This is a genomic window from Pseudomonas sp. B28(2017), assembly GCF_002113025.1.
Classification (GTDB): domain Bacteria; phylum Pseudomonadota; class Gammaproteobacteria; order Pseudomonadales; family Pseudomonadaceae; genus Aquipseudomonas.
In genome coordinates, this window is the sequence record NZ_NEJH01000010.1 from 13,726 (window position 1) to 37,513 (window position 23,788).

Below are 23,788 nucleotides of genomic sequence, written 5' to 3' on the forward strand. Positions count from 1 at the left end.
TGGGCTATCCGTGTTCAATACAAACCTGAAACGTTCTCGGCAGCCCTTCGCGGGTTGCCGGAAATCAATCCGTGTGCGGGGAAAAGACGGACGACCGGACTGGCGCCGCTCCTACTTGGCAGCAACACTCATCGCACGGAGCTTTACCCGGAACAGAAGAGGATTCCCACATGCTATGGAAAAAAGGCCGACGCAGCGACAACGTGGTCGATGCCCGTGGCGATGACATGGGCGGCGGTGGCGGCGGGATACGCTTCGGCGGTGGCAAGGGCCTGAGCCTGACGGCGATCCTCCTGATCGTCGGCATCGGCTGGATCACCGGCCAGGATCCGCTGCAAATCCTCGGGCAACTGACCGGGCAAATGGACCAGCAATCGGCACCCGCCACCCACCAGAGCCGCAAGGCACCGCCGGCCAATGACGAGGGTGCGGAATTCGTGCGTTCGATCCTCGGCGATACCGAGGACACCTGGGGCGCGATATTCCAGCAGGCTGGCCGCCAATACAAAGACCCGACCCTGGTGCTGTTCAGCAACCGTGTGAATTCGGCCTGCGGTCTGGCCACCTCGGCGACCGGCCCGTTCTATTGCCCGGCGGACCAGAAAGTCTACCTGGACATGGCGTTCTTCCAGGAAATGTCCCAACGCTTTTCCGCCGCGGGCGACTTCGCCCAGGCCTATGTGATCGCTCATGAAGTCGGACACCATGTGCAGACCCTGCTTGGGGTGTCCGCAAAAATTCAGGCAGCACGCCAACAAGGCCGGCAAATGGAAGGCGACGGCGGTTTGCTGGTTCGTCAGGAGCTGCAAGCCGATTGCCTGGCCGGCGTCTGGGCCAACAATGCGCAGAAGCGCCTGAACTGGCTGGAACCGGGCGACATCGAAGAAGCACTGAACGCTGCGAACGCCATCGGTGACGATCGTTTGCAGCAACAGGGTCAGGGCCGCGTGGTCCCGGACTCGTTCACCCACGGTACGTCGGCGCAACGGGTGCGCTGGTTCAAAACCGGTTTCGCCCAAGGCCAGGTAAGCCAGTGCGATACCTTTGCGACGAAAAATCTGTAAATGAAGAAGTGGTTGTTGGTTGTTCTGTTTACTTGCGCAACGTCCCAGGCCGCCGAGCATGGGGTCAAGGAGCTCAGCTCAGGGCGCCTGCTGTTGAAATCAGGTGAAATCGCGGTGGGCATCAGCCCCGCCCCGGCAAAAATCGAACGGGTGCTGATCATCCTCCACGGTCGTTTACGCAACGCGCAAACCTATCTGCAGAGCGGTGAGCACGCGGCCGAACTGGCCGGGCAAAGCGCAACGACCCTGGTGATCGCCCCGCAATTCCTCAATGAAACCGACGTTGCGGTCCATCCGGTGGCCGACACCGTTTTGCGCTGGCAAGGCAATGAATGGATGACCGGCGGCGAATCCACGGCACCGTTTCGGCTGAGTTCCTACGCGGCGCTCGACGAAATCATCACCCGCCTGGGTGACCGCCAGCAGTTTCCGGATGTGAAGCAAATCGTCATCGCCGGGCACTCCGGCGGCGCGCAGGTGGTTCAGCGTTACGCATTGCTCGGTCACGCGCAGTCCGGCCTCGATGCAGCTGGTGTGCAGGTGCGCTACGTGATCGCCAATCCGTCGTCCTACGCTTACTTCGATGAGCGTCGGCCCGTGGCGTTCAGCCACGCCGGTTGCCCGGATTTCAATCGCTGGAAGTACGGGCTGGCGGATTTACCGGCCTACGCCGAAGGACAAACCGCCGCGCAGTTGCAGGAAAATTACCTCAAGCGTGAAGTCGTTTACCTGCTGGGGCAGCAGGACATCGACCCGAACCATCCGGCACTGGACAAGAGCTGTGAGGCCCGGGCACAGGGACCTTATCGATTGGCGCGCGGGCGTTTTTACTTTGACTACTTGAAGCGGCTGGCACCCAAAGGGTTGAACCAGCAACTGATCGAAGTGCCCGGGGTCGGGCATAACGGGGATGGGATGTTTACATCACCGGAGGGGCAGAAGGCGCTGTTTAGTCAGTAGGTTTTGCAGTACCGGATCTGATGCCATCGCGAGCAGGCTCGCTCCCACATTGGATTTAAGTGAACACATCATTTGTGAACACCCGAAAATCATTGTGGGAGCGAGCCTGCTCGCGAAGACGTCAAGTCAGACCACCATGCCTTCAAGCCGAAAGCATCTGCCGCAACTCGACACAATCCGCCGCGTGCCAATCGGTCAATTCCGGCCACGGATTATCCGGCAGATTCACCAGCACCGTCCGCGCTCCGGCGGCTCGCCCGCAATCGAGATCGAAGCGGTAGTCACCGACCATCACCAGCTCGCTCGCCGGCACCTTCCACGCTTCGGCCAGTTTTAGCAGTCCACCCGGATGCGGTTTGGGCGGTGCATCATCGCGGCCCAACACATCCTCCAGCGCAAAGCAGTCGGCCAGGCCAATGGCCTCCAGTGTGACATGCGCCAGCTCCCGGGCATTGCGCGTGAGAATGCCCAGGCGATAACCGCGCCCGGCCAGTTCGCGCACCAACTCCACCGCGCCCGGCGCCGGTTTCGAACCCAGGGCCAGGTCCCGCTCGTGCTCCAGCAGCCACGCATGCTTGGCCGCGGCTTCATCGGCCGGCAGGGCGGCGAGGTGGGTCAGGATGTCGGCTTCGGCAGGAATAGCCAATGCGACTCGAATCGCCGCAAAATCGTGCACGGCCACGGTCAGGGTGCCGTCCATGTCGAACACCCAGTGACGCACATCGGCCAGGCTCACGCCCAATCCTTGCGGTGACGGATCAAGCCTTCCTGGGTGACCGAGGCCACCAGTTGCCCGGCGCGGTTGAACACGCTGCCACGGGAGAACCCGCGCGAATTGCCGGCCCATGGACTGTCCATCGCATAGAGCAACCAGTCATCGGCACGCAGATCCTGGTGGAACCACAAGGCGTGATCGAGGCTGGCGACCTGCATGTCCTTGTGCCAGACCGATTTGCCGTGGGGCTGCATCGAGGTGACCAGCAGACCGAAGTCCGACGCATAGGCCAGCAAGTATTTATGCAGCGCCGGCGAGTCGGCCAAGGCGCCGTCGGCGCGGAACCAGACGTATTTGACCGGGTCGGACGGCAGCGGGTTGTAGGGATCTTTTTCGGTTACCGGGCGGAATTCGATCGGCTTGGGGCACAACAGCTTTTCGCGCATTTTTTCGGGGATCAGGTGCGCACGCTGCTGGGTGATTTCCAGCTCCGATGGCAAGTTTTCCGGACCGACCACTTGCGGCATTTCGCTCTGGTGCCGGAAGCCTTCTTCGTCGTACTGGAACGACGCACTGCACGTGAAAATCGGGTGGCCCTTCTGGATCGCCGTCACCCGGCGCGTGCTGAAACTGCCACCGTCGCGCACCCGGTCAACCTGATACACCACCGGCAACCCGGCATCGCCCGGGCGCAGGAAATAACCGTGCATCGAATGCACATGGCGCGTCTCTTCAACCGTCTGACTGGCCGCCGACAGCGACTGGCCGAGCACCTGACCGCCGAACAGCTGACGAAAACCCAGGTCCTGGCTGCGGCCACGGAACAGGTTTTCTTCGATCGGTTCCAGGGTCAGCAGGTCGACCAGATCTTCCAACACTTGGCTCATTCAGACTCTCCTCACGCAAAACATTGCCGCGCAGTCTTGGCTGCGCCGGTCAATTCAGATTCTGGCCAATGCCAACATGGGGCCATTGTAAACGTCCGTGTCAGGTTATCCATGCAAGGTTTGCAGCCATTGTTCGCGGCTGATGCGATACAGCACATGCCGACGCAACGGATGTTCGGCTTCAAGTCGCGGGTGATCGAAGTCATCCGCCGGATCATGTTGCATGCCAATGGCTTGCATGACTTTCTCTGACGGCAGATTGGTTTGCGTCGTGAAAGCCACGACCTCCTTCAGCGGCAAGCGGTCAAACCCGCAGCGCAGAGCGGTCCATGCCGCTTCACTGGCATAACCGAGGCCCCAGTGCTCGCGGGCCAGGCGCCAACCGATCTCCGTAGCGGGGGTGAAAGGCGCGTCGAATCCGACCACGTTGAGCCCGGTAAACCCGATGAACTGGCCAGTGTCTTTTCGCTGCAAGGCCCAAAGACCATAACCATGCTCGGAGAAATGACCACGGATTCGCCCGATCAATGACGCACTTTCCAACCGGCTCAAGGTTTCCGGGAAATAGCGCATCACCTGAGGATCGGCACACATCGCGGCAAAGTCCGCCAAATCTTCATCGCGCCACTGGCGCAACAGCAGCCGAGCGCTTTCAAGTTCCAGTATTGGCTCCATCATGCCCCGCCCCTCCATTTCAATGTCGCAAGTCTACAACGCTGGTAGGATCCTTCTCTCATTCCCGTACGCTTTCCAGACAAATCAGTCATGCCCCTGCCCCTGATCTACCACGAAGACTACAGCCCCGAGTTTCCGGCGGATCACCGCTTCCCCATGGACAAGTTCCGCCTGTTGCGCGATCACCTGGTGGACAGCGGCCTGACCCGCGACGCCGACCTGCTGCGCCCGGACCTGTGTCCCGCGGACATTCTCGCCCTCGCCCATGACCCTTCGTATATCGAACGCTACATGAATGGCGAACTGTCCCGCGAAGACCAGCGTCGCCTCGGCCTGCCCTGGAGCGAAGCCCTGGCCAGGCGTACGGTGAGGGCGGTCGGGGGCTCGTTGCTCGCGGCCGAACAGGCGCTGGAACATGGCCTGGCCTGTCACCTGGCCGGCGGCACCCACCATGCGCACTACGACTACCCGGCCGGGTTCTGCATCTTCAATGACCTGGCGGTGATCAGCCATTACCTGCTGGAAAGTGGCCGGGTGAATCGGGTGTTGATCTTCGATTGCGACGTGCATCAGGGCGACGGGACTGCACGAATACTGCACAACACTCCAGAGGCGGTGACCGTTTCCCTGCATTGCGAGAAGAACTTTCCCGCACGCAAGGCAGAAAGTGATTGGGACATTCCGCTGCCCAACGGCATGGGCGATGCCGATTACCTGAAGGTGGTGGACGATGCTCTCAACTACTTGCTGCCGCTCTACCAACCGGATCTGGTGCTGTATGACGCCGGAGTCGATGTGCATAAGGACGACGCCCTGGGTTATCTGAAGCTGACAGACGAAGGCGTCGCCGCCCGCGATGAAAGCGTGATGCGCCATTGCCTGGGCCGCGATATTCCGCTGGTCGGGGTGATCGGCGGCGGCTACAGCAAGGACCGCCAGGCCCTGGCCCGCCGTCACGGCATCCTCCATCACAGCGCGCAACGCGTCTGGCAGTCATCAGGCTGTCACTGAGCTGTGGATGCTTTACCCACAATGCCTGTGGAACTGCCTGTGGATAACCTGAGTGAAAGGGACTACAGGCCATGCGGGACTTGGGCTACAGAGCGGTGGTTGTTTTTTAACCAACCCTCGGAATCACCAACGATCCCTGTAGGAGCGAGCCTGCTCGCGAAAAACGCAACGTCGCCGCTGGGCATCTGGTTTCCCGCGTAATCGTTCAAGACCATCGCGAGCAGGCTCGCTCCTACAGAGGTCTGGGCTGGTAGAATGCCCGGCTTCATTCGCCAAAACCGCAGCGCACTCCATGACCCGATCTTCGACCGCCTCCCCTTCCCACGTCGCCATCATCGGCGGCGGCCCCGCCGGTCTGATGGCGGCCGAAGTGTTGAGCCAGGCCGGGATCAAGGTCGACCTGTACGACGGCATGCCTTCGGTCGGAAGAAAATTCCTCCTGGCCGGTGTCGGCGGCATGAACATCACTCACTCCGAAGCCTACCCTGCGTTTCTCTCGCGCTACGCCGAACGTGCCCCGCAAATCGCCCCGCTGCTGCGTGGTTTCGGCGCCGAAGCGCTGTGCCAGTGGATTCACGAGCTAGGCATCGATACCTTCGTCGGCAGTTCCGGCCGGGTATTCCCCACCGACATGAAAGCCGCGCCGCTGCTGCGCGCCTGGCTCAAGCGCCTGCGCGACAGTGGCGTAGTTATCCACACCCGCCACCGCTGGCTCGGCTGGGACGAGCGTGGCGGATTGCGCATCGACAGCCCGGAAGGCGAAAAGACCGTTCAAGCCGATGCCACCCTGCTCGCCCTCGGCGGCGGCAGTTGGGCGCGCCTGGGTTCGGACGGCGCATGGATGCAGCCACTGGAGCAACACGGCGTAGGACTGGCGCCGTTGCAACCAAGCAATTGCGGCTTCGAGGTGCAGGCCTGGAGCGAACTGATGGTCAGCAAATTCGCCGGTGCGCCGCTGAAAAATATCGCCATCGGCCTTAACGACGACGTCCCCCGCCTCGGCGAATGTGTGATTACCGCCACCGGGATCGAAGGCAGTCTGATCTACGCCCTGTCGGCACCGATCCGTGAGGCAATCAATCAGCAGGGTTCGGCAACGATTCACCTGGACCTGCTGCCGGGCCGCCCTGTGGATAAAGTCCAGGCGGCGTTGAGCAAACCCCGGGGATCGCGCTCCATGGCCAAGCACCTGCACAGTCAGTTGGGCATCGATGGGGTGAAAGCGGCGCTATTGCGAGAACTGACCAGCGCCGACTGCTTTGCCGATATGGCCTTGCTGGCCAATGCGATCAAGGCTTTGCCACTGACACTGGTGAAAACCCGTCCACTGGACGAGGCGATCAGCAGCGCGGGGGGCGTGGTGTTCGAGGCGATGGATGAGCGCTTGATGCTCAAGCAAATGCCTGGCGTGTTTTGCGCCGGGGAAATGCTCGATTGGGAGGCGCCGACCGGCGGCTATCTGCTGACCGCGTGTTTCGCCAGTGGACGAGCGGCGGGGTTGGGGATGGTGGAGTGGTTGCGGCGCAAGGGCTGACGACCGAGGCGCGCCCTTCGCGAGCAGGCTCGCTCCCACACTGATCACATTCGTCCTGAATGAACTCGGTCAAATGTGGGAGCGAGCCTGCTCGCGAAGGCGGTCTGTCAGCCGCCGCAATCAATCAAGGCTTACGCTTACGTGGCCCCGTATTGAACACCGGTACCTTGCGCACAGGCTTGATCGAAGGCTCAGCCGGCGCAACTTCCCCGCTATCCACCCATTTGCCCAGATTGCGTTTACCACCGCCACCACCGGAAGCCTTGGGCTTCTTCGGTTTTTTTGGCTTCTTGATCACCTGGCCGCTGGCATCGGTATCCGGCACGCGGTGCTCCGGCTCGAAATCCGGCTCGTTCTGCCGCTTCAGCGTCTGACGGGTCAGCATCTCGATGGCCGACAGCAGATTCACTTCATCGGCGCAGACCAGGGAAATCGCCTCGCCCGTCGAACCCGCGCGGCCGGTACGACCGATGCGGTGGATGTAGTCTTCAGCAACGATCGGCAAGTCGAAGTTGACCACCAACGGCAGGTCTTCGATGTCCAGACCACGGGCCGCTACGTCGGTGGCGACCAGAATCTGTACTTCACTGGCCTTGAAACGGTCGAGTGCGCGCTGACGGGTCGCCTGGGGTTTGTCGCCGTGGATGCCGTCGGCGTTGATGCCCAGGCCCTGGAGTTTTTCCACCAGCGCGTCCACGCCATTGCGGGTCTTGGCGAACACCAACACCTGCTTCCACTTGCCCTTGCGCATCAGGTGCACGAACAGTTCCGGCTTGCGCTTCTTGTCTACCGTCACGATCCATTGCTTGACGGTGTTGGCCGCTACGTTGCGCGGGCTGACTTCGATGCTCAGCGGATCGTTGAGCATCTGCCCGGCCAGCAGGCGGATGTCATCGGAGAAGGTCGCGGAGAACAGCAGGGTCTGGCGCTTTTTCGGCAACGCCTTGTAAATGTTCGCCAGCTCCTCGGAAAAGCCCAGGTCGAGCATGCGGTCGGCTTCGTCCAGCACCAGGGTTTGCAACTGGTTGAACTTCAGCGCGTTCTGGCGAAACAGGTCGAGCAAGCGGCCCGGGGTCGCCACCAGCAGATCGACACCGCTGCGCAGCTTCATCATTTGCGGGTTGATGCTGACACCGCCGTACACCGCGTAAGTACGCAGCGGCAGGTTCTCGGCGTACTGGCGCACGGCTTCGTGAACCTGTTCGGCCAGCTCGCGGGTCGGCACCAGGATCAATGCGCGAACCGAGTTGGCAGTGACTTTCGGCCCTTCCATGGCCAGCAGTTGCAACAGCGGCAGGGCGAAACCGGCAGTCTTGCCGGTACCGGTCTGGGCGGCGGCCATCAGGTCGCGACCGGCCAGCACCGCCGGAATGGCTTGCGCCTGAACCGGCGTCGGAGTCTGGTAGCCGAGCCTCTCGAGAGAGCGCAGCAAGGGTTCGATCAGGCCAAGGGTGGCGAAAGTCATGGGAGTACCGTAGGAAAATTCAGCGCGGGTTTTTCAAAACAAGTGTGCAATGGCGCGCAGTTTACCCTAATTCACACGGGATTCTGTCGGCACTACCGTCGGCACGACCTTTGTCACCGGCTGTTCCGGCGTACGACGCCACTGTGGCAAGCCAATCAGCACCACGGCGCTGATGATCACCAGCATGGCCAGTGCTTCCTCGATGCCGATGGTTTCGCCAACAAACACGATCCCCAGCAACACCGCCACCGCCGGGTTGACGTAGGCATAACTGGTAGCTGCCGCCGGGCGCACGTGTTTCAACAGGTACATGTAGGCGTTGAAGGCGATGATCGAACCGAACACGGTCAGGTATGCGAGCGCGGCCCAGCCTTCAATCGGCGGAACCTGGTCCATATGCTCACCGCTGACCACACTGCCGATCAGCAACACCACGCCACCCACCAGCATCTCCACGGCACTGGCCATCGCCCCCTGTGGCAGCGGCAGGTGTTTGCTCCACACCGAGCCGAAGGCCCAGGTCGCCGCCGCAAAAATCAGCAGGGCTGCACCCAACGGGCTCGATTGCAGGTTGGAGCCGAGGTTGAGCATGACGATGCCGATCATTCCGAGCGCAACGCCAGCCCATTCGAGACGAGTATTACGCGCGCCCCAGAAATAGCCACAGAGCAAGGTGAACAGCGGCACCGTCGCCACCGCCAACGCGGCCACTCCGGAAGCCACGCCGGTGTGCTCGGCCACGCTGACCGCCCCGTTGCCACACGCCAGCAGCAATACGCCGATGATCCCGGCGGCTTTCCACTGCGCCCAGGTCGGCGCTGGCGCCCCGCGCCAGCGCAGGAAGGCGTACATCAAGGTCCCGGCAATGACGAAGCGAACCCCGGCGAGCAACAAGGGCGGCCAATACTCCACGCCGATGCGGATCACCAGGTAAGTCGAGCCCCAAATCACGTACAAGGCGAAAAAGGCAGCGATCAACGGTAAGGGGAAGCGACGTAGGCCGGACATGGGGGCAACTCACAGGCAGAACAGGTGAGCGGCTATTCTAGAAAGGCTGGAGCCGGAAAATAAGTTACAAAACCTTTTTAAACTGCCAGTACACTTTTCAAAACACGGAGTTCATGGCTATAAACCGTGTTTTCGAAAGTCCGTCATTATTCAGGAGTGCCACGATGGATAAGTACGACCGCATGCTGCTCAGCGCCCTGCTGGAAAACGGTCGCGCGTCCTACGCCGACCTGGCGCGCAAGGTCAACCTGTCCGCCCCGGCCGTGGCCGAGCGCGTGGCCAAGCTTGAAGCCAGCGGCGTGATCACCGGCTATCAGGCAAAGGTCGACATGGCCAAGCTCGGCCTGCCGATCCAGTGCGTGATCGAACTGCGCCTGAACCAGCACGGCAACCAGAAAGCCTATGACGACCTGATCAAAATCCCGCAATTGACTGAATGCCATCGGGTAACCGGCGATCCGTGCGTGATCATGCAAGCGGCGGTGGGCTCAATGCCGGAACTGGAAGAATTGATCAACCGGATCGCCACGTTCGGGTTCAGCAAGACGTCGATTGTGTTGTCGAGTGCGATAGAGAAGCGGGTGCCATTGGGGCACATAGAGGGCAATGGAAAAGCCTGATGAAGCACGCCCCTGTAGGAGCGAGCAGGCTCGCGATGGTCGTCAACGATAACGCGGGAAACCTGACACCCCGTGTTGTTCTCGGGTTCATCGCGAGCAGGCTCGCTCCTACAGGGGATTTGCGATGTTCCTAGAACCCGCGATAGCGCTTGAGGTGTTCGCCGACTTTCGCCGCCGGGACCTTCTGCAACTTGCACAGCAAGTCATGGGACAGCTCGCGCAAGCCGTGCTTTTGTCGCAACTCCTCGGCCAGGTGCGCGGTCAGGTTGGCCGCCATCTCGGCATCGGCCATGGCCCGGTGGGCCTTGCCGGTGTCGGGCAGGTTGGCAAAGGTGGTGAGGGTGCCGAGTTTGTGGTTCGGCGCGGCGGGCATAAGGCGCCGGGCCAGTAACAGCGAGCAGGCAAAGTTCTGCAAACGGGTGCGTTTGATTCGCCCGAGCTCAAAGTCCCAGAACTTCTGGTCGAACGCGGCGTTGTGCGCCAGCAATGGCGTGGTGCCGACGAATTCATTGACCTCGTTCATCACCTGCTCCGCCGACGGCGCGGTGCGCAGCATGGCGTTGCTGATGCCGGTGAGCTGCTCGATGAAGGCCGGGACGCGTACGCCGGCGTTCATCAGGCTTTGGTAACGCTCGACGATGCGCCCCTGTTCAAGGATCACCACGGCAATCTCCGTGGCCCGACAGCTGCTGCTCGGGGAGATCCCGGTGGTTTCAAAGTCGATGACTGCGATGCGTTCCAAACCTGGTTCAACTCCGTAAAAATCAATTCTTGAGCAGCAGCGTGCCTTCGATCGGCACGTAGCGGCTAGCGGCGCGGATCAGCGAGTTGGCGGTCAGGCCCGGCACGCCGTAGGCCACCGCTTGCACTCCGTGTTTGCTGATGATGCGTTCCAGTAGCATGTCGAAATCACCATCGCCGGAGGCCAGGACGATTTCATCGACATGGTCGGCGGCATCCATGATGTCGAGGGTGATGCCCACGTCCCAGTCACCCTTGGCCGAACCATCGCTGCGCTGGATGTACGGCTTGAGTTTCACGGTGAAACCGAGGTTACGCAGGATCTGCTGGAACTGCTGCTGTTTGCTGTCGCCACGGTCGATGGCGTAGGCGTAGGCTTCGACGATCTCGCCCTGTTTGCTGACGTCAGCCCACAGCGCGGCATAGTTGAAGTGGCAACCATAAGCCTGACGCACGGTGTAATAGAGGTTCTGGACATCGGCGAACACTGCAATTTTTTTCACCGGTATTCCTCAAAGGCTGAATCAGGCACCAGGCCCGAAAAGTCGTCCAGTATGCCAGCCCGGAGGATTGTTCCGCGAATAATCGGTCCGGAGCGCCGTTGCGCTCCGGACGAATGGCAGGTCAGACGAAGGAATCGTCGTCGCCACCGAAGAGCGAATCATCGCTGTAATCAGCGTCGCTGAACCCGCCCTGATCGTTACTGTAGGAGTCGTTACCGGCCATGCGCTGGTCGTCGCCCCAGCCATTGTTGCCCTGGTCGTTGACCTGGGCCGGCTCTTCCTTGATGACTTCGACGATTTCAGGTTGCTGGTTGTGATGGAACAGGCTGCTGATGCCTTGAGCCAGCATCACGCCACCCGCCACGCCGGCGGCGGTTTTCAGCGCACCACCGAGGAAACTGCTGCCGGCCGCTGCCGGAGCCTGCTGTTGCGGGGCATAGCCCTGTTGTGGAAAGTTTTGCGGCGGGGCACCGAAGTTCTGCTGCGGCGCTTGCGAGCCGAACGACGAACGTCCCGGCTCACGCCAGCCACCGCTCGACGGCGGCGCGCTCTGGGTGGGTGCCGGTTGTGGTTCACGGGAAGCACCACCAAAAATACTAGACAAAAAGCCACCACTGCTCGGTGCAGGAGCCGGGGTTGCCTGAGCCTTGGCCTGTTGCAGCTCGGCCTGCAACTGCTGGACTTGCTGGGTCAGCTGCCTGTTCTGTTCATCGAGGCGCTTGATCGCCGCCTCTTGCACCAGAATCGCCTGGGTCATGAAATAACCTGCCGTGGGCTGACGCGTCAGGTGTTCCTTGATCCGCGCCTCGGCCTGGGCGTCGCGCGGGGCTGAGTCCGTTTCGGCCTGTTGCAGCCGGGAAAACAGTCCATCGATCAGGGTTTGTTCTTCGCTATTCATGGCGACCTCGTAGATTGCCGGGGGAAATCGTTGTCCTTTTCCACTGAGGATAAGGTGCTCGACCTTAATGGAGGCTGAAACAAGATGTTTCAATGACCTTTACCGATCGTTTACGTTTGCGTCCCCGAGCGCTTCATCGGTTAAAGTGAGCCACTGCTTCCAACCTGCGATACCTACTGATGAATCCGTTAGACGTCCTGCGTGACTCGCTGTATTTCTTCAAGCGCAATCTGGGCCAGATCGTGCAGCTGTGCCTGCCGCTGGTGATTCTCGAGGCGCTGCTGCAACAAGTGGTCGACCACTCCACGGAGCCGGACAGTTTCCCCGGTATCAGCGTGATTGTCGGCTTGCTGGTGTACCCGCTGTACACCGCCGCGCTGATTCTGTTTCTCGACGCCCGCAGCCGAGGCGAGTCGCCGCGCAACCGCGACCTGCTGGCGACGGCGGCGAGCCTGTGGCCGCGCTTCGCCCTGCTGACGGCGCTTAATACCGTGCTGATCCTGCTGGGCCTGTCACTGTATTTCCTGCCGGGTATCTACCTGATGGTGACCCTGGCGTTTGGCGAATACCTGCTGGTGTTGCGCGGCCTCGCGCCGCTGGCGGCCATGAAGGAAAGCCTGCGTCAGACCCGCGGTCACTTCATGCGCATCCTGCTGTGCATTCTGTGTGTGATGGGGCCGCTGTGGCTGCTCAAGGGGGTCACCCTGGCGGCGTACCCCGAACCACAGAACCCGGTGATCTCGCTGCTGATCGACAGCGCTCACAGTTTCTTGCAGCTGTTTACCAGCGTGGTGTTGTTCCGTCTGTTCATGCTGATCAGCCCGCTGCCCGAGAGCAATGACAACTCGCTCTGACCTTGGGCGCGACCATCGCTCTCGGGTATGCTCGGGAACAAATTTGTAACGCTATTAAGCCGAGCCATGACCCGTCTACTGCGCTACACCCTGCTGGGCCTGCTGATCGCGATCGGCCTGATCGCCGTGATGATCTACAGCCTGACCTGGCGCCCCGATGCCAAAGAAGTGTTGCCCGTCAGTTGCAGTGCACAGGCACCCACCCTGGTCCCAGGGCAGGTGCTGAAGGTGATGACCTGGAACGTCCAGTACCTGGCCGGCAAGCGTTACGTGTTCTGGAATGACCTGGCCGCCGGTACCGACGAACGCCCCACAGCGCAAGACATGGCCTTCAGCCTCGACGAAGTGGCGCGGGTGATTCGCGACGAACAGCCGGACATCGTGCTGTTGCAGGAGCTGGACGACGGCGCCAAGGCCAGCGATTACCAGCACCAGTTCAAACTGCTGCAAGAACGGCTCGCCGATCTGTACCCATGCAGCGCCAGCGCCTTCGACTGGAAGGCCGACTTCGTACCGAACCCGCACATCTTCGGCAGTGTCGGTCGGCAACTGGCAACCCTGAGCCGCTACCAGGTCGAACATGCCGAGCGCCTGCAACTGCCCGTCGCCTCGGGCAACCCGGTCAGCCGCCAATTCAAACCCAGAAACGCCTTGCTGGTGAGCTATTTGCCTTTGACTGACGGTGGACAGATGGCGGTGCTCAATACTCATCTGGAGCGTGCGACCCAAGCCGACAATACCTTGCAAAACCAGGTGAACGCCGTGGCCAGGGCCCTCGATAAATTCGAAAGCCGTGGCACGCCGTGGCTGATCGGCGGGGATTTCAACCTGTTGCCACTCGGCCAGTATCGACGCCTGCCCGATGCGCAACGCACGCCCTTCTCCGCCGACAGCCCGTTGCACATCCTGTGGGACAAGTACCCGATGATCCCGGCCAACAGCGAAGCCAGTGGTATCGATCGCGAACGCTGGCTGACGCATTACCCGAACGACACCGGGCTGAACGGCCCGGACCGGACCGTTGACTACCTGTTCTACAGCCCGCGAATCAAACGGGTGGAGGCGATGGTGCGGCAGGATGATACGTTGCGCATCTCCGATCACCTGCCGGTGATTGCCCGGTTTCTGTTGCCAGTTGCGCCTTAGTTCCGAATCAACACAAAACCTGTGGGAGCGAGCCTGCTCGCTCCCACAGAGGTCATGCATGGCCGCAATCAGCCTTAGTGCACCTCTTCCAGATCATCATGCAGCAGCCCGAAGATCTCGCGCTTCATCTCGATGAACGAGCGCTCCATGACCATGTCCAGGTTCCGTGGACGTTCAATCGGCACATCCAGGATCTGCTTGATCCGCCCAGGCCTGGCGCCCATCACATACACCCGGTCGCCCAGCAAGATCGCTTCGTCGATGTCGTGGGTCACGAACAACACGGTCTTCTTGCTGTTGCCCCAGACCCGCAGCAACAACTGCTGCATTTGCAAGCGCGTTTGGCTGTCGAGGGCGCCGAAGGGTTCGTCCATCAGCAGGATCTGCGGGTCATTGGCCAACGCACGGGCAATGGCGACACGCTGCATCATCCCGCCCGACAGTTGCTTGGCGTAGTTGTCGGCAAAGCCGCTCAAGCCCACTTCATTGACGTAGTAGTCAACGATGTCCTTGCGTTGCGCCACCGGCATGCCGCGCCGCTTGAGGCCGAACTCGACGTTCTGGCGCACCGTCAGCCACGGGAACAGCGTGTAGCTCTGGAACACCATGCCGCGATCCGCACCGGGGCCTTCCACCTGTTGGCCGCCGACGTAAATCTCGCCCGAGGTTGGTTCGGCCAGGCCGGCGGTGAGGTACAGCAGGCTCGACTTGCCGCAGCCCGAAGGCCCCACCAGCACAGCGAATTGCTGGTCCGGCACCTCGAACGACACCTCCTGTAACGCGGTAAAGGTTCCACCATCGGGTTTCCTGTAACTCAGGCTGACCTTGTCCACTTGCAGCCGTGGTGCGTTCACCGGAGCAGTCTGAGGGGCGACAAAACGATGAGTGGCGGCGGTTACTGAGCCCATGCGGTGATCCTCAGACGTAGGAAACGGAACAATTGATCGGTGACCAGGCCCAGTAGGCCGATGATCGCAATGGCCAGGAAAATCACATCCACCTGAAAGCCACGCATGGCCTTGAGGCTCAGGTAACCCAGGCCACTGGAAGCGGCGACCAGTTCAGCCACCACCAGGTAAGTCCAGGCCCAGCCCATGGTCACGCGCAGGGTGTCGAGCACACCTGGCAAGGAAGCCGGAGCGATCACATGCAGCACCGCATCGCGACGGTTCGAACCGAGGGTATAGGAGGCATTGATCAGGTCCTTGGAGATGCCTTTGGACACGTCCGCGATCATCACCAATTGCTGGAAGAACACGCCGAAAATGATCACCGACACCCGTTGCTCCAGACCAATGCCGATCCACAGGATGAACAGCGGCACGAACGAAGTTACCGGCAGGTAACGAATGAAGTTCACCAAGGGTTCAAGGAAGGCCTGGACGATGCGAAAGCTCCCCATCAGCAAACCCAGCGGCACCGCCACCAGGGACGACACAATGAACCCGACCATCACCACTTCGACGCTGGCCCACACGTGCTGACCGAGGGTGCCGTCGCGGCTCAGGCGCACGGCAGCCTCGACCACCGCGCCGGGCGTGGGCAGAAACATGCCCGGCACCACGCCGCCATAGGCCAACCCGGCCCACAGGCCGACCAACAGCACCCAGGCCAACCCGCTCGCGCTCCAGATCACCGAGACCGGCAAACCTGTCTTGGGCGTGATGCAGCGGCTCAGCCATGAATTGCGCTTGAACATGCAGCCTCCTAGAGCGGGGTAACGAAACGGTTGTCGATCAGGTCGTCATTGCTGACGTTGTAGGGTTTGCCTTGCAACTCACTGGCGGTCTCGTTGGCCAGTTTGATCAACGGTGCGCTGTCGCCCGGTTTGCCCGGTGCACCCAGCAGTTTTTCGCTCATGGCCTGGTCGTAGAAGCGCACGCCCTGGGCGGCCGCTTCGAGCTCCTTCGGATCGGCCAGGTAACCACCAACGCCCTTGGCCATGATCTTGTAGGCTTCCTTCGGATGATCCTTGGTGTACTGCACGGCTTTGTACAAACCGGCCACCAGTGCCTTGACGTCTTCCGGCTGTTTTTCGATGACGGTGCAGTTCAGTGCGACCACATCGACGATCACCCCCGGTGTACTGCTGCTGTCGACCAGCACCTTGCCCTGCTGCTTGTCGCGCACCATCGACAGGTGCGGCTCCCAGGTCACGGCGGCGGGTACGCGACCGGCGATGAACGCAGTAGCGGCATCGTCGGCCGTCATGTTCTGCACGGTGATGTCGCTCATTTTCATGCCGTTCTTTTTCAGCAGATACGACAACCAGAACTGCGAGGTAGAACCTTCGTTCACCGCCACGGCCTGGCCTTTGAGCTCCTGCAGGCTCTTGACGTCCTTGCCCACCAGCACGCCGTCGCCACCATGGCTGTCGTCCAGCGCGGCCACGGCTTTGAAGCAGAATTGCGGACGGTACTTGAGCACCTCGTCGATGGTCGACGCCGAGCCGGACAACTCGCCGGAAGCTTGTGCGGCCATGTACATCGCCGCTTCTTCGACCACCGGCAACTCGACGGTCAAACCGTTTTCCTTGAAGTAGCCCAGGTCCTGGGCCAGGTACAGGGTGCCGTAGCCGACCCAGGTGGTATGACCGATGGACAGGGTGCCGGCCTGGGCGCTGGTGGCGACCGTCGCGGCGATGGCGGTGACCGCCAGTGGATGGGCAACGCGCGTAAGCAAGGACTTGATCATGGAGCACTCCCAAAGCTGTTGATTTAGTTTTGTCATGGGCAGTACGGCCAGCGGCCCGGATGCAACTGCGGCCTGTGATCTCTGTTGGACCCTTCGGCATGCAGCCTCGGGCTGGCTGGCGAGATCGATGTTGGCCCAAGGGCGGGATTAGGAAAATGAGGAAATATGTGGATGCGAACGATGAAAAAACTCGTTAGCGCGCACTGCCAAAGGGCGCTGTGGGCGGGGATGCCCGAGGTGGGTGCAGGACTTGGAAAATGTATTGAATCGGCAAAAGCATTCGCGAGCAGGCTCGCTCCCACAGGGGATTTGTGATCGACACAGATCCAATGTGGGAGCGAGCCTGCTCGCGAAAAGGTCTGGAGGACCTTCAGGTGATGTCAGAGCCGGCCATACTCCTGCGCCGTACGATCTACCGCTTTCAAGGTCTTGCCAACCAACTCATCAATCTCCTCACGGCTGGCAATCAACGCCGGCGCCATGATCATCCGCCCCAGTGTGGAACGAATGATCACGCCCTCTTCAAAACCGATCGTACGGCAGCGCCACGCAATGTCGTTCTCGTTGGCAAAACGCTTGCGGCTGGTTTTGTCTTCGGCCAGTTGCAGCGCCGCGACCATACCCGTGCCCTGGATATCGCCCACCAGCGGGTGCTTGCCAAACACTTCGCGCAGGCACTGTTGCAGGTACGGACCGATGTCGTCCTTGACCCGCGTCACCACGCCTTCATCGCGCAGGGCCTTGAGGTTGGCAATCGCCACCGCCGCCGCCACCGGGTGCCCGGAATAGGTCAGGCCGTGGGCAAACACGCCGCCCTGCTCCACCAGCACCGAGGCCATTTTTTTCGACAGGATCAAGCCACCCATGGGGATGTAGCCCGAGGTCAGGCCCTTGGCGATGGACAGGGTGTCCGGCTCGAAACCGAAGTACTCGTGGGCGAACCATTCGCCGGTACGACCGAAGCCACCGATCACTTCATCGGCGCACAGCAGCACATCGTACTTGCGGCAGATGCGCTGGATTTCCGGCCAGTAGCTTTCTGGCGGGAAGATCATGCCGCCGGCACCCTGGAATGGTTCGGCGATGAAGCCCGCAACCTTGTCTGCGCCCAGTTCGAGAATCTTCGCTTCCAGTTGCTGTGCCGCGCGCAGACCGAATTCAGCTGGCGTCAGGTTGCCCTCGTGAGCGAAGAAGTACGGCTCGTCGATGTGCTCGATGTCCGGAATCATGCCGCCCATTTCATGCATGAATTTCATGCCGCCGAGCGCCGTCGCGGCCAGGGTCGAACCGTGGTAACCATTCCAGCGGCCGATCATGATTTTCTTCTCGGGCTTGCCGAGCACCTGCCAGTAACGTCGCACCGTGCGGATCAACACCTCGTTGGCTTCTGAGCCGGAGTTGGTGTAGATCGCGTGACTGTAGTGACCCGGCAGCAGGCTGAACAACAGTTCGGACAGCTCGATCACCTGCGGGTGGGTGGTGTGGAAAAACATGTTGTAGTACGGCAGTTGTTCCAGCTGCTGGCTCGCCGCGGCCGCCAGGTCCTTGCGCCCGTAACCGAGGTTGGTGCACCACAACCCGGACATGCCGTCGAGATAACGCCGGCCATCGTTGTCCCACAGGTGCAGGCGCTCACCACGGACCATCACCCGTGGCCCCTCGTCATTGAGGGCTTTCTGATCGACAAACGCATGGATGTGGTGCGCAGCGTCGGCGGCCTGATAGTCGCGGGTTTCACGTGGTGTGGTCATCGCCAGTTCTCCGTTTTGTTATCAGCGCAATTGAAACCAGGTGGTCTTCAACTGGGTGTATTTATCGAATGAATGCAGGGACAGGTCGCGGCCGAAACCCGACTGCTTGCCACCGCCAAAAGGCACGGTCACGTCCAGCGCATCGACGCTGTTGACCGACACCGTACCGGCCCGCAATTGCCGCGCCACACGGTGAGCGCGGTTGAGGTCGTCGGTCCACAGCGAGGCCGCCAGACCGTAGACGCTGTCGTTGGCCAGTTGCAAGGCGTGGGCCTCGTCGTCGAACGCCGTGACGGCCAGCACCGGGCCGAACACTTCATCGCGAAACAGCGGCATGTCCGGCGTCACGCCGGTAAAAATCGTCGGCTGAATGAAGTTGTCCGAGCCGTTGAAGATCGACTGCCGACCGCCACAAACCTTGGTCGCGCCTTGCTGCTCAGCCTGTTGGATAAACTTCATGATGCGTGCAGTCTGCCGGCTGTCGACGATGGCCCCGGCGGCGCTCGACGGGTGCAGCGGATCGCCTGGCTGCCAGCGTTCGGCCTGGACCTTGAGGCGCTCGACGAATTCGTCATGAATCGAACGCTGCACCAGCAACCGCGAGTTGGCCGAGCAGACTTCACCCTGATTGAAGAAGATGCCGAATGCGGCTTTCTCGGCCGCCAGGTCCAGATCCTGACAATCGGCGAACACCAGGTTGGCGCTCTTGCCGCCGCACTCCAGCCACACCTGCTTGAGGTTCGACCGGGCCGAGTACTGCATGAAATATTTGCCGACTTCGGTGGAGCCGGTGAACACCAGGCAATCAACGTCCGGGTGCAGGCCCAGGGCCTTGCCGGTCTGCTCGCCGAGGCCCGGCAGCACGTTGAGCACGCCGGGAGGAATACCCGCTTCCAGCGCCAGCTCAGCCAGACGCAAGGCCGAAAACGGCGACTGCTCGGCCGGTTTGAGAATCACCGAATTGCCCGAAGCCAGGGCCGGAGCGAGTTTCCACGCGGCCATGTCCAGAGGGAAATTCCACGGCACCACGGCCGCCACCACGCCGAGGGCTTCGCGGGTGATGGTCGCCAGCACGTTCTGCGCACTCGGCGCGACCTGATCGTAGAGTTTGTCGAGGCTCTCGGCGTACCAGCGAAACACTCCCGCGGCGCCCGGGACATCGATGTTGTAGGCATCCGCAACGGGCTTGCCCATGTTCAGCGAGTCGAGCAGCGCCAGTTCTTCGCGGTGGTCGAGGATCAAATCGGCCAGACGCAACAGCACTTGCTTGCGTTCGCTCGGTGAGCGCGCAGCCCAGGTGCCCGCCTCGAAGACCTTCCGCGCATTGCGCACCGCCGCGTTCACGTCGTCTTCACCGCAGGCGGCAACGTTGGCCAGGCATTGGCCGGTGGCGGGGTTGATCGCGGCGAAAGTCTGTCCCGACTGCGCCGCACGGTGCTTTCCGTCGATCACGGCCTGGTCGGGAAACCGCAGGGAAGCGGCCTTGCGTTGCCAATACTCAAGCTCGAACACGTTCAGATGCTCCAGAGGACGTTCTTGTGTATTGGATAGTCGCTCAGGCCCAAGCGGTGGAAAACCAGTAAAAATGTGTTCGCAGGCCAAGAAAAAACTACGTAGCCAATCTCCCTTCTGGCGCAGCATGTGGTTATTGTTCAACCACAACAAATCGCTGCCCGAGCGGATAGGGGTGGCGCGCAAATTGCCAGGATGCCTGATCCGTTCTCCCCCGAGGTTTGCTGTGGCTGCCTACAATCTGCGTCAACTGAAATACTTCATCACCACCGTCGAGTGCGGCAGCGTCGCCGAGGCCTCGCGCAAGCTGTACATCGCCCAGCCTTCGATCTCCACGGCCATCAAAGGGCTGGAAGACAGTTTCGGTGTGCAACTGCTGATCCGCCATCACGCCCAGGGCGTGTCGTTGACCCCAAGCGGTGCACGCTTTTACCGCAAGGCCCAGGAACTGCTGCGCATGGCCAGGGAGTTCGAGCAGAACGCCTTGGCCGACAACGATGTGGTGTCCGGGCAGATCGATATCGGCTGCTTCGAAACCGTCGCGCCGCTGTACCTGCCGCAATTGATCGCCGGGTTTTCGGCGTTGTACCCGGGGGTGGAAATTCGCATCCGCGACGGCGAGCAACAAGAGCTGGTGCAAGGCCTGACCTCCGGCGCCTTCGATCTGGCGATCCTCTACGAGCACGACCTCGACGGCACCATCGAAACCGAACCGCTGATGCCCGCGCAACGGCCTTACGCATTGCTACCGGCGGATCACCGCTTTGCCCAGCAGGCGCAAGTGTCGCTGCGAGACCTGTGCCTTGAACCGATGATACTTCTGGACGTGCAGCCGAGCCGGACCTACTTCGTCAGTCTGTTCGATGAGCTGGGACTGACCCCACGCATCGCCTTCAGCTCGCCATCGATCGAGATGGTGCGCGGTATGGTCGGACAAGGCTTTGGTTTCTCGATCCTGGTGACCAAGCCGCATTCGGAGTGCACCTACGACGGGCAGAAAGTGGTGTGCGTGGACATCGCCGAAGACGTCACTGGTTCAGGACTGGTGGCGGCGTGGCTCAAACGCGGGCAACTGACCAAACCGGCGCAGTTGTTTGCTGACTATTGCCGCGAGCAGCTGACTGCCAAGGCTGAAAGGCCGGCCCCGTAACTACTTGCGCGGCTTTATCCGCGCGGTGGCTTCGGCCACCAGCGGATCATCCGGCCAGTAATGCTTCGGATACCGCCCCTTCAAATCCTTCTTCACCTCGGCGTAGGTGCTGCGCCAGAAGTTGGCCAGATCCTGGGTCACCTGCACCGGCCGCCGCGCCGGGGACAACAGATGCAGCTTGACCACTTGCCGGCCTCCGGCGATGCGCGGGGTTTCGGCCAGGCCAAACAGCTCCTGCAAGCGCACCGCCAGAATCGGCGGCTGTTCGCTGTAGTCCAGACGAATCGACGAGCCCGACGGCACGCTCAAATGATGCGGTGCCAGCTCGTCCAGCCGCTGCGGCAGCGGCCACGGCAGCAGGTTGTGGACGATGTTCGACAGGTCCAGATTGGCGAAGTGACTGAGCCGGGAAACCTTGCCCAGATACGGCATCAGCCAGTGTTCCAGGCTTTTCAGCAACGCCGCGTCGCTGACATCCGGCCACTCGCTCTCGCCCTTGCCGGCGAGGTCCAGTTGCCGCAACAACGCGACCCGCGCCTGCCACTGACGCAGCTCCGGTGTCCACGGCAACAGCTCCAGCCCCTTGCGCCGCACCAGACTCACCAGCGCCTGGCTGCGTGCGCTTTCGTCGAGGCCGGTGAGCGGTTCACGACTGAGGATCAACTCGCCAACCTTACGCTGACGCTCGGCCCGCAGTACGCCTTCACGCTCATCCCAATCCAGTTGATCGACGCAGCGCACCTGCTCGGCCAGTACCGAATCGAACAACGCCGGATCGAAGTCCGTCGCCAGATAAATCCGCTCCTCACGCTGGCCCTGACGACTGCCCAGATCGGCGATCACCAGCCATGGTTGCTTCATCAGGCTGTCCGCCTCGGCGAACAATGCTGCGCGACCGTTGGCCAAGCGATATTCCGCACCACCGGCACGGCGTTGTTGGGCGACCCGGTCGGGATAGGCCAGCGCCAGCAACGCGCCGAGCCAGCGCGGGTGATCCGGATCGCTGACCGACTCCGAGGCTTTGCCGCGCAGGTAACCACGATACTGCCGCGCCAGTTGCCGTGCGCGCTGCACTCCCCCCTGGGCACCACGCGCGGCGCGCTCTTCGCCAGACAGCAATACCAGTCGGCTGTGCAGGTCCGCCCCGGCACCGCGCAAGATATCGCGCTCGCCGAGCAGCGCCGCGACGTCGCAGGCCATGTCCGCTAGCCCCAGCGCCTGGCCACGCAACAATAAATGCGCGATGCGCGGATGCGCCGGCAGTTCGGCCATTGCCTGACCGTGACGGGTCAGCGCTTCGCCCTCCAGTGCGCCCAAGCGTTCAAGCAAGTCCTGAGCCTGCGCATAAGCCGCTGCGGGTGGAACGTCGAGCCACACCAGTTGACCTGGTGTCACACCCCAACGCCCCAGTTGCAAGGCCAGCCCGGCGAGGTCCGCCGAAAGGATTTCCGCGGTGCCGTAGGCCGCCAGTTGCTCGTGCTGGTCCTGGGACCACAAGCGATAACACACGCCGGGCTCAAGGCGCCCGGCCCGGCCCGCGCGCTGGGTGGCACTGGCCTTGGAAATGCGTTGGGTGTCGAGCCGAGTCATGCCGCTACCGGGATCGAAACGCGGCACCCGCGCCAGCCCGGCATCGATCACCACTCGTACACCGTTGATGGTCAGGCTGGTCTCGGCGATGTTGGTGGCCAGTACCACTTTGCGTTTGCCTGCCGGTGCCGGATCGATTGCCGCCCGTTGCGCCGTCAGGTCCAGTTCACCATGCAATGGACACAACAGAACCTGTGGGTTATCGCCCAGCACATCGGCCAGTTGCTGGTGCACACGCCGGATTTCCGCCTGCCCAGGCAGGAACACCAGCACACTGCCGGGCTCGTCGTTCAAGGCTTCAAGGATGGTCTGCACCAGACGCGGTTCGATGAATTCACCGGCCTGAAACGGCCGCCCCCAGCGCATCGCCACCGGGAACATGCGCCCTTCGCTGCGCAGGATCGGCGCATTGTCCAGCAACCCGGCCAGGCGCTCGCCTTCCAGGGTCGCGGACATCAGCAGGATTTTCAGCGGTTGGTCATCACGAAACAGTTCGCGGCCATTGAGGCTCAGGGCCAAGGCAAGGTCGGCGTCGAGGCTGCGTTCATGGAATTCGTCGAAGATCAGCAGGCCCACGCCTTCCAGCGCCGGGTCGTCCTGCAGGCGCCGGGTGAGGATACCCTCGGTGACCACTTCGATACGGGTGTCGGGGCCGACCTTGCTGTCGAGCCGAATGCGATAGCCCACGGTTTCGCCAACCTTCTCCCCCAGCTCACTGGCCAGCCGCTCCGCCGCCGCCCGCGCGGCCAAACGGCGGGGTTCGAGCATCAGGATGGTCTGCCCGGCCAGCCACGGCTCGTTGAGCAAGGCCAAAGGCACGCGGGTAGTCTTACCGGCGCCGGGCGGTGCTTCGAGCACGGCTTCGTGGCGTGTAGCGAGGGCTTCACGCAGGGCGGGTAAAACTTCATCGATCGGCAAAGAAATCATGCTGGCTCCAAAACAGAGGGCCGAGTATAACGGCGAACTGCAAGGCGTTCGTCAGGGTCTTAATTCATATCGACGACGTTTCG

General features: G+C 61.7%; 22 protein-coding genes. 8 read left to right on the top strand and 14 right to left on the bottom strand.

Going from position 1 to position 23,788, the window contains the following annotated elements:
* Nucleotides 1-170: 170 nt before the first annotated feature.
* Both CAF65_RS21585 and CAF65_RS21590 read left to right on the top strand, forming a co-directional pair.
* Nucleotides 171-1,064, top strand: coding sequence for a neutral zinc metallopeptidase (locus CAF65_RS21585; protein WP_085718121.1), 894 nt, complete (start codon nucleotides 171-173; stop codon nucleotides 1,062-1,064).
* On the top strand, nucleotides 1,065-2,024 hold the full coding sequence (locus CAF65_RS21590) for an alpha/beta hydrolase (RefSeq protein WP_085718122.1): 960 nt from the start codon (nucleotides 1,065-1,067) through the stop codon (nucleotides 2,022-2,024).
* Nucleotides 2,025-2,166: 142 nt separating this feature from the next.
* Here CAF65_RS21590 and CAF65_RS21595 read toward each other — a convergent pair whose 3' ends face one another.
* From CAF65_RS21595 to CAF65_RS21605, 3 genes are all read right to left on the bottom strand, one after another.
* Nucleotides 2,167-2,760: an HAD family hydrolase gene (locus tag CAF65_RS21595; protein ID WP_008022597.1), complete on the bottom strand. Its 594-nt coding sequence runs from the start codon at nucleotides 2,758-2,760 to the stop codon at nucleotides 2,167-2,169.
* Entirely contained in the window at nucleotides 2,757-3,626 is an 870-nt protein-coding gene (gene tesB / locus CAF65_RS21600) for an acyl-CoA thioesterase II (protein WP_085718123.1), read from the bottom strand. The genes CAF65_RS21595 and tesB overlap by 4 nt, the downstream gene beginning before the upstream one ends.
* Nucleotides 3,627-3,731: 105 nt before the next feature.
* Complete coding sequence (locus CAF65_RS21605; protein WP_085718238.1) at nucleotides 3,732-4,301, bottom strand: GNAT family N-acetyltransferase; 570 nt, start codon at nucleotides 4,299-4,301, stop codon at nucleotides 3,732-3,734.
* Nucleotides 4,302-4,391: 90 nt separating this feature from the next.
* Between CAF65_RS21605 and CAF65_RS21610 the strand changes: the two genes are divergently transcribed.
* Nucleotides 4,392-5,312 (top strand): histone deacetylase, encoded by a 921-nt coding sequence (locus CAF65_RS21610; RefSeq protein ID WP_085718124.1) that lies wholly within the window; start codon nucleotides 4,392-4,394, stop codon nucleotides 5,310-5,312.
* A 292-nt stretch (nucleotides 5,313-5,604) separates the two neighbouring features.
* On the top strand, nucleotides 5,605-6,846 hold the full coding sequence (locus CAF65_RS21620) for a TIGR03862 family flavoprotein (RefSeq protein WP_085718126.1): 1,242 nt from the start codon (nucleotides 5,605-5,607) through the stop codon (nucleotides 6,844-6,846).
* Between the two features lie 124 nt (nucleotides 6,847-6,970).
* Here CAF65_RS21620 and CAF65_RS21625 read toward each other — a convergent pair whose 3' ends face one another.
* Together CAF65_RS21625 and yedA are read right to left on the bottom strand one after the other, a co-directional pair.
* On the bottom strand, nucleotides 6,971-8,311 hold the full coding sequence (locus CAF65_RS21625; protein ID WP_085718127.1) for a DEAD/DEAH box helicase: 1,341 nt from the start codon (nucleotides 8,309-8,311) through the stop codon (nucleotides 6,971-6,973).
* Between the two features lie 66 nt (nucleotides 8,312-8,377).
* Nucleotides 8,378-9,319, bottom strand: a complete 942-nt coding sequence (gene yedA / locus CAF65_RS21630) for a drug/metabolite exporter YedA (RefSeq protein WP_085718128.1) — start codon at nucleotides 9,317-9,319, stop codon at nucleotides 8,378-8,380.
* Between the two features lie 164 nt (nucleotides 9,320-9,483).
* Here yedA and CAF65_RS21635 point away from each other — a divergent pair, with 164 nt between their 5' ends.
* The gene (locus CAF65_RS21635; RefSeq protein WP_085718129.1) at nucleotides 9,484-9,939 is read left to right on the top strand and encodes an Lrp/AsnC family transcriptional regulator; all 456 of its coding nucleotides are present in this window, start codon (nucleotides 9,484-9,486) and stop codon (nucleotides 9,937-9,939) included.
* 130 nt (nucleotides 9,940-10,069) lie between these two features.
* Here the strand turns inward: CAF65_RS21635 and CAF65_RS21640 are convergent, their stop codons facing one another.
* From CAF65_RS21640 to CAF65_RS21650, 3 genes are all read right to left on the bottom strand, one after another.
* The gene (locus CAF65_RS21640) at nucleotides 10,070-10,681 is read right to left on the bottom strand and encodes a PolC-type DNA polymerase III (RefSeq protein ID WP_008022612.1); all 612 of its coding nucleotides are present in this window, start codon (nucleotides 10,679-10,681) and stop codon (nucleotides 10,070-10,072) included.
* 22 nt (nucleotides 10,682-10,703) lie between these two features.
* A complete protein-coding gene (locus tag CAF65_RS21645; RefSeq protein ID WP_085718130.1) occupies nucleotides 10,704-11,183 on the bottom strand; it encodes an NYN domain-containing protein in 480 nt (159 codons plus the stop codon).
* Nucleotides 11,184-11,304: 121 nt separating this feature from the next.
* The gene (locus CAF65_RS21650; RefSeq protein WP_085718131.1) at nucleotides 11,305-12,081 is read right to left on the bottom strand and encodes a DUF2076 domain-containing protein; all 777 of its coding nucleotides are present in this window, start codon (nucleotides 12,079-12,081) and stop codon (nucleotides 11,305-11,307) included.
* Between the two features lie 179 nt (nucleotides 12,082-12,260).
* Between CAF65_RS21650 and CAF65_RS21655 the strand changes: the two genes are divergently transcribed.
* Both CAF65_RS21655 and CAF65_RS21660 read left to right on the top strand, forming a co-directional pair.
* A complete protein-coding gene (locus tag CAF65_RS21655; protein WP_085718132.1) occupies nucleotides 12,261-12,935 on the top strand; it encodes a YciC family protein in 675 nt (224 codons plus the stop codon).
* Between the two features lie 66 nt (nucleotides 12,936-13,001).
* Complete coding sequence (locus tag CAF65_RS21660; protein ID WP_085718133.1) at nucleotides 13,002-14,081, top strand: endonuclease/exonuclease/phosphatase family protein; 1,080 nt, start codon at nucleotides 13,002-13,004, stop codon at nucleotides 14,079-14,081.
* A gap of 74 nt (nucleotides 14,082-14,155) precedes the next feature.
* Here CAF65_RS21660 and CAF65_RS21665 read toward each other — a convergent pair whose 3' ends face one another.
* The 5 genes from CAF65_RS21665 to CAF65_RS21685 form a co-directional block, all read right to left on the bottom strand.
* A complete protein-coding gene (locus CAF65_RS21665; RefSeq protein ID WP_085718134.1) occupies nucleotides 14,156-14,989 on the bottom strand; it encodes an ABC transporter ATP-binding protein in 834 nt (277 codons plus the stop codon).
* Nucleotides 14,977-15,780, bottom strand: a complete 804-nt coding sequence (locus tag CAF65_RS21670; RefSeq protein WP_085718135.1) for an ABC transporter permease — start codon at nucleotides 15,778-15,780, stop codon at nucleotides 14,977-14,979. Before CAF65_RS21670 ends, CAF65_RS21665 begins: the two co-directional genes overlap by 13 nt.
* 8 nt (nucleotides 15,781-15,788) lie before the next feature.
* Nucleotides 15,789-16,775, bottom strand: coding sequence for an ABC transporter substrate-binding protein (locus CAF65_RS21675; RefSeq protein WP_085718136.1), 987 nt, complete (start codon nucleotides 16,773-16,775; stop codon nucleotides 15,789-15,791).
* Between the two features lie 380 nt (nucleotides 16,776-17,155).
* Entirely contained in the window at nucleotides 17,156-18,526 is a 1,371-nt protein-coding gene (locus CAF65_RS21680) for an aspartate aminotransferase family protein (RefSeq protein ID WP_085718137.1), read from the bottom strand.
* 21 nt (nucleotides 18,527-18,547) lie between these two features.
* Nucleotides 18,548-20,038 (bottom strand): aldehyde dehydrogenase, encoded by a 1,491-nt coding sequence (locus CAF65_RS21685; protein ID WP_085718138.1) that lies wholly within the window; start codon nucleotides 20,036-20,038, stop codon nucleotides 18,548-18,550.
* A gap of 226 nt (nucleotides 20,039-20,264) precedes the next feature.
* Between CAF65_RS21685 and CAF65_RS21690 the strand changes: the two genes are divergently transcribed.
* A complete protein-coding gene (locus tag CAF65_RS21690) occupies nucleotides 20,265-21,188 on the top strand; it encodes a LysR family transcriptional regulator (RefSeq protein ID WP_085718139.1) in 924 nt (307 codons plus the stop codon).
* On the opposite strand, the gene hrpB is transcribed toward CAF65_RS21690, so the two are convergent.
* Entirely contained in the window at nucleotides 21,189-23,705 is a 2,517-nt protein-coding gene (gene hrpB / locus CAF65_RS21695) for an ATP-dependent helicase HrpB (protein ID WP_085718140.1), read from the bottom strand. It lies immediately after the preceding gene.
* Nucleotides 23,706-23,788 lie beyond the last annotated feature (83 nt).